The sequence below is a fragment of the Mesorhizobium sp. M4B.F.Ca.ET.203.01.1.1 genome, from assembly GCF_004791025.1.
Classification (GTDB): Bacteria; Pseudomonadota; Alphaproteobacteria; order Rhizobiales; family Rhizobiaceae; genus Mesorhizobium; species Mesorhizobium abyssinicae.
Map to the genome: position 1 here is coordinate 1 of NZ_SRUO01000034.1, position 8,247 is coordinate 8,247.

An 8,247-nucleotide genomic window follows, 5' to 3' on the forward strand; every position below is an offset into this window, starting at 1 on the left:
CTTGAATTTCTCACAAGGGCAGATTTAGAAGCGAACTTCTTCGTCGCCAGCGGCGAGCCGCCCTCGTTGGTGAGGCGTATATAGTCGCCACCTCTTCATACTGTCAACAGCCTTCTCAGATGTTTTTTCGATTTCTCGTGGGCATGTCCACAAGGTCGAAATTTGTGAGTTGGCTTGGCTGAATCTCGACCGGCGATCGGCTGCAAAACCGTTCCTGCCTGGGCTCACGACCAGCCCGGCACCGGATACCCGGCATCGGCCCAAAAATCGCCTGCCCTGCCATGGTGGATGCTAATCGCCACGCCGGCCTGGGCATGGCTTCAGAGCCGCTCTTCCAGCAATTCCGTCGTGATACTCCGGCCACCGTAGAAGATGCCCAAAATCAGCACTCGCTCACCCTCGACGGCAAAAGCAATGCTGACGGCGCGCCGATAGCCGACAATCCGCAGCCCCGGCATGATCTCGATCCGCTCGGTGCCGCGCTGTGGAAAAGTCGATAGGCCCAGGCAATGGTCGCGGATTCCGACAACGAAATTCCACGCAATCGCGGGCGACGCGCGCTCGGCTATGTCATCATAGAGCTGTCCGAGTTCAGCTTCCGCCATAGGATGGAAGACAATTCGATACTCCATCCCCTACTTGGCTTTCCCCTGCTTCGCGCGATGACGCGCCTCAAGCCGGGAAAAAACCGTTTCGGCGGGAACTCCCTTCGCCGGATCTTGCCGAAGCTCGGCCAGGCGCCCCGGGACCTCCTCGCGCAGCCATTTCTCCCGCTCCGCCTCGAAGTCTTCGAGCATGCGTAGACCGGCGCGGACGACCTCGCTGGCATTGTTGTAGCGGCCTGATTCGAGCTGCTTCCTGATGAAGCTCTCATAGTGGTCGTTCAGAGCATAGTTGGGCATGGCAACCTCTGGAAAAAATGTCTGGTTATAGGAACATAGCAATAGATGTCATCTATTGCCAGCATCGGCTGATTCGGTCGATCTCCGCCTCTGATTCGGATCATCCCCGCCGGGCTTGATTCGCCGATTCGGCAGAACCGAGATATCGCCTCGGCCCCGATGACGCCGGCGCGATCGAGCAATCTGGAGCAATCGACAGCTCCCGACGGTCCACTCCCGCCATTCAGGCAGGACGAGGGCACTGAAGCCGGCTGAGAAAGAGGCCCGCCGGCTAAATTCATTTAGCATCTAGTTGTGGTCGCTGCTCCGATTCGGCTTTCGCTGCACGCTTCGGCTCTGGACGAGGCGGAACTCGCCAGCGTCAGCCGAGACCTCGTCTCAGATCCAGGGGGCGAATTGATTGCGACCATCGTTGGCTGCCAAAGCAAAAGGCCCGCTGGCGAGGAGCCAAGCGGGCCTTTTGATTTGGTTGCGGGGACCCGCAACCCCTTTTGTCATGACATCGTCAGACTTTTCATTTTGGTCAGATTTGGCGAACTCGAGGATGCCGAACAACTCGCCGCGTAGTTCGGCATGGACCTCGCCTCGCTTGTCCCCGGGCGTGAGCACGATCTCTCCGATCAGCGAGCGCAACGCGTCGGCGGCCGGACGTCCGTCCTCGTGATCGACGAGCGCTTGCGTGAGTTGCTCGACCCGCTTGCGGTAGAGAGTGGCGATGTTGGGATGCAGGTCGGGCAGGTCAGTGGGCGTCATCTCCAGACGCGCGGTGATCTCAGCCTTCTGCCTCTCCAGGTCTTCCATCCTTGCTTTCATCGAAGGCTGGTACAGGCCATCCTCGATCGCGGCCATGATGCCGGCGATGGCGCGCTCGATCTTGTTGAGTGCCTTGCGCTCCTGTTCGCCCTGCGCGCGACGCTCCTGGTTGAGGCGGTTGGTCTCCTCAGCATAGGCTCTGATCGCCTCGGCCACGGTATCAGGCGAGACGAGCCGTTCCCGCAGACCCGCGAGGACCCGCTCCTCGATCTTCTCGCGGGTGATGGTGCGCCCATTGTCGCAAATGCCCCGGCGCTGGTGGTTGAGGCAGGCATAGCGGTCTCGCGTAAACAGGCCATAGCGGCCCCCGCAGCAGCCGCAGGTGAGCAGGCCGGAAAGGAGGGAGACCGGTCGCCTCATGGTGTGCAGCTTCCTGGCTCGGGCCTTTCGCGTGGCGGTCGCCACCGCCGCGAACTGGCTGGCAATGGATTTCTGTCTCTCCTTCACGGCGAGCCACAATTCCTCCTCGACGATTCTGAGATGCGGCACCTCGGTGCGGATCCATTTGATTGGCGAATTAGCCCGAGAGACGCGCTTGCCGGTGGCGGGATCCTTGATGAAGCGCAGGCGGTTCCAGACCAGCACACCGGTATAGAGCTCGTTGTTGATGATGCCGGTGCCCCGGATGACATGCCCGCGCACGCTGGTATCGCCCCAGTGTCGGCCGAGCGGACCAGGAACGCCCTCCTTGTTGAGGTCGACTGCGATCGCCTTCGGGCTCTTGCCAGCAGCGAACTCGCGAAAGATGCGGCGCACGATGGTCGCTTCCTCCGGCACGATTTCTCGGTCGCCGCGGACGGGCTCGCCTTCGCTATCCAGTTTTTTCACCACCCGGTAGCCGTAGCACAGCCCGCCCCCGGCCTTGCCCTTCTCCACCCTCCCCCGCAGACCGCGATGGGTCTTGAGGGCAAGGTCCTTGAGGAACAGCGCATTCATCGTACCCTTGAGGCCGACATGCAGCTCACTGATCTCACCCTCGGCCAAGGTGACGATGGCAACGCCGGCGAATTTGAGATGCTTGAAGAGGGTCGCGACATCGGCCTGGTCGCGGCTGATGCGATCGAGCGCCTCGGCCAGCACCACCTCGAAGCGGCCGCGCTGGGCGTCGCGTACCAGATGCTGGATGCCCGGCCGCAGCACAGTGCTGGCGCCGGAGATCGCCGCATCCTCAAAGGTTCCCACCACGCTCCAGCCCTCCCGCGCCGCCTGCTCGCGGCACAGCCTCAACTGGTCCTCGATTGACGCATCCCGCTGGCTGTCCGAGGAATACCGGGCATAGAGTGCAACACGGGTCATGGCGGCATATCCTCTCTCTTGTTCCCAAGGGACTTACAATCCGGCTCCCCGCCCTCTTCCCTTTGGCGGCTCGGCCGATTGTCGTTGGCCACCTGCCCCGCCTCGATTGCCTCCCGCGCCAGCTGCCGGCCGATCAGCCGGGCGATATCCAGCACCACCAGATCCAGCTTGGCCGCCACCGTGAGTGCGGGACGCCCCGCGGGGCTGGCGGGGTCGCCGTTGTCGTTCGCCGGAACCAAAGCCTGTGGGCCAGTTCTGGTTTCCTCATCCATCGCGGTCGCTCTCTCAATGGTGATCGACCCGCTATCAGAGTCCTCCGGAAGGCGAAGGAAAGCACCAAGTTCATATCGTAGGGCCATAGCGTGCAATGACTTGCGCTCTGCGGTTTCGTCTCCCAGCTAATCGCCAAGAGAGGCGATAGCGCTCAGTTGAAGGGACACCGGTTGGCCGGGTCTATCGTGCGTTCCAACTGGTTTCGGTGAGAGCACTCGCAGACACTCGAACACCAACCTAAACCGGGGGATTCCTATGTCGTCTCCGCAATGGGCCGCCAGAGCACATCCACGCCATCGCCGTCACGGCGAAATCCCGATACGCCAGCGCTTCCTTCGCATTCCTGATGCCTTCCTTGCGCGCATGAAGCGACGATGGTTGTCGGATCAATGTGATGGTAGCGGGCAAGGTCATCGAGCACCGACCGGATATGACGCCAGGGGAAATCGTCTGTATCTGCCAATGTTCACCGTAGCGCAGGATAACCAAGAGCTTAGCCAATACACCTTCAACGGAGCACGCCGGAGTCAGCGGCAGGTCATCCAGAAGCGCCTGTTCCGCCGCTTCCGATCGCTGTATTAGTTCGTCAGTTCGCGAAAACCCGATCTCGGCATCAGTAGCGTCCCAGCGCGCCTGATGTGCGGCCAGCTCCGAATACGTTCTGACCCATTCCACTTCGTTTTCGTGAGAATAGAGTTCGTCGAGACTCTCGACGGAATGGACCGTCTTTTCCCCGCCGCCGGGAAGCTGCATCTTAGCAGAGGGAAAACCTATCGCTTTAACGAGATATGTCTCCAACTGCTGCTGTTGCCGGCATAGCACCAAGGTCGAGCGGTGAACCCCATGCCAACTGTCACACAACCGAAGAGCTGGATCGTCCTGCCGGCCCTCGCGCGCCCGAGCGCCAAATGGCCACATTCCGGCCACCGCAACAATCTGCGTCATCAGCAGCCGCCGAGTGACGGAAGATAAAGTCGTGCTATGGTCGGAATCAGCCATGATCCGAGCTCCCTGAAGCCTAGGTTGTGGTTAGGCTGCTGGAGGTGGTCTCAGCACCATCAGCAGCCACAGCACGCAGTTTATAATCGTATCAGGGATACGATAGCTCAGCCAGGGCTGTGGATCAACCAAAATCGTATCGGTGTTATGAAATGAATGCAGTCCAATGTAAAATGGCGCGTGTGGCACTTGGCTGGGGAACGAGAGATTTGGCTCGGAATACAGGCGTCTCACCGGATACTGTCGCCCGCTTTGAACGAGGCGAACAACTTAAAGATTCTACTGTGGCAGCACTCCGAATAACTTTTGAAGCTGCGGGGATCGAATTCATCCCAGAGAATGGAGGCGGCCCTGGTGTGCGCTTGGCCAAGCGACCCTAACGACACACCAATCACGCGTGCATTGTTTCGAACCTAGCTAAGTTCGAAGGCTCCTTATGGATACGTGCCTGCTATTTCGGCAAGAGCGTAGTGTTTCGCCAGCCGGCGCCGTGTTCGCCCCCGACACCCAGCGCCGGTTAGGCCCGGCGTTTGCTGGCCTACCCACGCCAGCCTGCCGGGCCGCTCCGTTTCATGGACTCCAGCCCTTGCGCTTGTCCGGTGTGGCCGCGTGGTTGGTGAATTGTAGGTTCCGGTCTTCTCGGCCGGCGCCGCGGCGCTCGTGGCAGAAGATCACCTTGACCAGATCCCAGTGCATCCATGATCCGGGCCTAAGCGCTTGACCAGCTCGGCCACGTTCAGGACGCATTCCGGCGGCATGTCAGGCAGTCCACGGAAGGTCTGTGCCGGCCTCCAGCTTCTTGCCGAGTGTGTCTTCAACGAAGGGGAAATTTCATTGTCATTGGCGATCCGAAAAGGGAGTCGCCGCACCGGGAGGATTAATTCCTCATCGCGGACAGGTTGCCAATAGCGATTTTGGGACCGCCACAGCCCGACTCGCTTATCGAGGTGACTCAGGATTCGTGGCCGGGTGTGTCCCAGAAGCTGGGCTCAAGGGCAAGGTAAGAATGCAGTCTTTTGTTAGCCAGATGCGCGTCGGTGGCCGGTGAACTAGATCAGCTCGATCAAATGCCTGATGAGGTCATCGGGCACGACGGGTTTCACGAGACGCTGAACGCCCGAAAATTCGCTTGGGACAATGGTCCGGTCATACCCGGTGACGAATATGAACGGGATGCCGTGCGCCTTCAATTCGGCCGCGACCGCGAAAGTCGCGGCAGCACCAAGCTTTATGTCAACCGTGGCGCATTCCACGTCCTCGCTGGCGATTTTCCTCGATGCATCTTCAGGATTGCCCACAGGGCCAATTACCCTGCCGCCAGCTTCGGTGATCGCCTCTTCGAGTTCGATCGCGATCAGATTCTCGTCCTCGACGACAAGCACTCGGCGTCCTTGCAGTGGCGCTGCCGGCTTGAACTGGCCTGAATTAATGGGAACGACAGAACACAACATCGACGCCCCCCTTTGGGTTGTCGGGTCCTAAAGAAAGCTTACACCTGTTGGGCGGATTTGCGAGTCAATTTGACGAGAACCGAATAGCCCGGCTGCTCAGCAGCATGGCAGAGCGACACGATCGGGCGCCGGGGTATTCAGTAGGCCCGCTATGCCACTAGGCCGGGCCATCCGCAAGCTCACCTTATCGAGTAGGAATGTCCTCCAAATGTTCCCAAGGTGACGTTCGACCTGATCCGGTGCATGCTGAAATGGTGCCGCCGCCGCTAATCGCCAGGCCTCTGCCCCTGCCCCTGCGAGGTGCCCGACCTGCTAGGGATTTTGGGGGGACTTGGCACAGGCCGGGCTCTTACCCGCATCTTGGGGCAGACAAGCATTATGCGCCCTTTTTGCTGCGACTGACATTAACATTTTCTAAGACTTAGCTAATAAAAAGCCCGCCACCGCGAGGACGCTGGTGACGAGCTGATTTTGCCATTTAGCGGCTACACTCCTGAGAGATCGACCGCTTATTTGAATAGCCCTCAACTGCCAAATCGTTCCCAACAGCAAACCAGGATCCCTCGCCTCCGACCCCGCTTTATGCGATAGTGCGCAAGCCGCTTAGAGGGCGGCTGCAATGCCACCCGCAGAACTGGATTTACTCCAGCGGGTGTTTGCTATGTGGCGAGCGGCGGCTAGCTCTAAAGAAAGGGAACAGCGAAACGCCGGCACGGTCGAAGCCGATTTGTTGCGGGCCATCTCTAAGCGAAGAACAGTCTGAAGCGGCCCGTCGTCGTCTTCCACAAACCGACGGGCCGCTCTGGTTCGTGGCCACGGACCTGGGATGTGAGGGGTTGCCACTGTCCTATAAGCGCGACGCGGCAATTTCGGTTCCGAATAATTTTCCGACAAGTCGAAATATATTAGCAGCCGCTTTACCAAGCCGCCGACTGCACCAGAGTCAGCGTTTGGCGCTGTCGCGATCGGTCGCTGCCCGCGCTAGGAACATTTCCGTAACTTGTGACAGGTTGCTCTTCAGCCACTCAGCCATGGCTTCCTCTTCCCGCAGATTCTGCTCGCAGACGCGGACGATCTGGGCTTCGCCCTCTGCGTTCGCAGCAGCGATGAGAATGGTGTAAGAAGCGATTTCCATGTGCTCGAACGTGTAGCTGGCCAAGGACCCCTTCATGACCTCGTCGCCGGCGAACACGCCGCTGAGCGACTGCGCCATCGCGGTCAGCTTCCCGCCCGCGTCCTTGAGCATGGAAGACCCCTCTTCAAGACCGTCAAGGCAGGTCCTCAACCGCTTGGCCTGCTCCCTGGTCTCTTCCAGGTGGATGCGGATTCTATCGCTGAGGTCGGGGTAGCTCTCGATGCGGCTCAATTGGCCCGATAGCATGGTCTCAGCTTGTTCTTCCATGGCGTGAGCATCCCTCAGCCATTGGATCAGCCATTCGCGCGATTCGGACATTGTTTGTCTCCATGATTTGATCGGAGCCAAACGTCTCCTGATGCGGTTTGTTCCTCGAAGGCCGCTGCCGAAGCGAGCCTAGTTCGCTTCCCAAAAATCCTTCAGCGAGGCGTGGCGAAGTTTGTCCAGGAATTTAACTCGGCCGACCAGCCCCGGTTTCAGCCACTCAGCCTTTTCCTTGGCGAGGCCCTTCGGTGAGGGAGCGCCGGTCTTGGCGGCGACCCGGTCCCACAGGGCCTGCCGCTTGTCGGCTTTGAAGGTGACGAAGGCGCCGCCCATGTAGCGGCCCTTGTCCGCCATCAGCACCATCGCCGGCTTTCCGGCCTCCCGCTGTACACCGATAATGTCCATCTCCTTCTCGACGTAGCATTTGGCCTTTAGCCAGTTGGTCGACGGGCCAGGGCGTTACTTACTATCCTTCCGCTTCGAAACGACCCCTTCAAGGTCTGCCTGATCCACAAGGAGAAAGACGGCCGCGCCGCTTCCCGGAAGTGCCTCGCTGAACTGGATCCGCTTGTCTGTGGGGATCATAGCCTGCAGCACTTCACGTCGGTCTATCAGTGGCATGTCCCGCAGGTCGTGGCCGTTGACATGCAAGAGATCGAAGGCGACGAAATAGAGGTCGTGCTGGCGCCCGGTGATGGCTTTGCGCAGTTCTCCGAAATCGGAGACGCCTGCGTCGTTCAGCACGATGATTTCTCCATCTATGATCGCGCTCCGGACGTTCAACCCTCTCGCGGTTTCGACCAAGTCCCGATATTTGGCTGTCCAATCAAGGCCGCGTCGGGTGAAGATGCGCACTTCGGCATCATCGATGATGATTTGCGACCGGTAGCCGTCGAATTTCACTTCATGAATCCAGCCGTCGCCCTCGGGTGGCTTGTCTACCAGCGTCGGCATCAAAGGCTCGATGAACTTCAAACGCATCAACGAAACTCGACAGGACCGCGATTCAAGGCACCAAACCCCGATCCGGTTCCGGAACATTTTAGCTAACTTGAATGTTTAAATAACTACCCGGCTCAAAGCGTGGAGACGATGGCGCGAAGTCCGCGAGTTG

Annotated in this window: 8 protein-coding genes and 1 pseudogene; 1 reads left to right on the plus strand and 8 read right to left on the minus strand. The window is 59.5% G+C overall.

Annotated elements, in window-relative coordinates; all coding sequences use genetic code 11:
- Positions 1-320: 320 nt before the first annotated feature.
- The 5 genes from EN846_RS33320 to EN846_RS33340 all read right to left on the minus strand — a co-directional run bounded on the left by EN846_RS33320 (position 321) and on the right by EN846_RS33340 (position 4,283).
- A complete protein-coding gene (locus EN846_RS33320) occupies positions 321-632 on the minus strand; it encodes a type II toxin-antitoxin system RelE/ParE family toxin (protein WP_127394356.1) in 312 nt (103 codons plus the stop codon).
- Between the two features lie 3 nt (positions 633-635).
- Positions 636-902: a type II toxin-antitoxin system ParD family antitoxin gene (locus tag EN846_RS33325; protein ID WP_127394357.1), complete on the minus strand. Its 267-nt coding sequence runs from the start codon at positions 900-902 to the stop codon at positions 636-638.
- Positions 903-1,280: 378 nt separating this feature from the next.
- A complete protein-coding gene (locus EN846_RS33330) occupies positions 1,281-3,011 on the minus strand; it encodes a recombinase family protein (protein WP_135859694.1) in 1,731 nt (576 codons plus the stop codon).
- On the minus strand, positions 3,008-3,283 hold the full coding sequence (locus tag EN846_RS33335) for a hypothetical protein (RefSeq protein ID WP_128347047.1): 276 nt from the start codon (positions 3,281-3,283) through the stop codon (positions 3,008-3,010). The genes EN846_RS33330 and EN846_RS33335 overlap by 4 nt, the downstream gene beginning before the upstream one ends.
- Positions 3,284-3,521: 238 nt before the next feature.
- On the minus strand, positions 3,522-4,283 hold the full coding sequence (locus EN846_RS33340) for a hypothetical protein (protein WP_127394163.1): 762 nt from the start codon (positions 4,281-4,283) through the stop codon (positions 3,522-3,524).
- A gap of 152 nt (positions 4,284-4,435) precedes the next feature.
- Between EN846_RS33340 and EN846_RS36280 the strand changes: the two genes are divergently transcribed.
- The gene (locus EN846_RS36280) at positions 4,436-4,663 is read left to right on the plus strand and encodes a helix-turn-helix transcriptional regulator (RefSeq protein WP_245493544.1); all 228 of its coding nucleotides are present in this window, start codon (positions 4,436-4,438) and stop codon (positions 4,661-4,663) included.
- A gap of 669 nt (positions 4,664-5,332) precedes the next feature.
- On the opposite strand, the gene EN846_RS33350 is transcribed toward EN846_RS36280, so the two are convergent.
- From EN846_RS33350 to EN846_RS33360, 3 genes and pseudogenes are all read right to left on the minus strand, one after another.
- On the minus strand, positions 5,333-5,665 hold the full coding sequence (locus tag EN846_RS33350) for a response regulator (protein WP_189523729.1): 333 nt from the start codon (positions 5,663-5,665) through the stop codon (positions 5,333-5,335).
- A gap of 1,012 nt (positions 5,666-6,677) precedes the next feature.
- Positions 6,678-7,187, minus strand: coding sequence for a DUF892 family protein (locus EN846_RS33355; RefSeq protein WP_127392967.1), 510 nt, complete (start codon positions 7,185-7,187; stop codon positions 6,678-6,680).
- Between the two features lie 78 nt (positions 7,188-7,265).
- Positions 7,266-8,114, minus strand: a pseudogene (locus EN846_RS33360) (ATP-dependent DNA ligase).
- Positions 8,115-8,247: the final 133 nt, after the last annotated feature.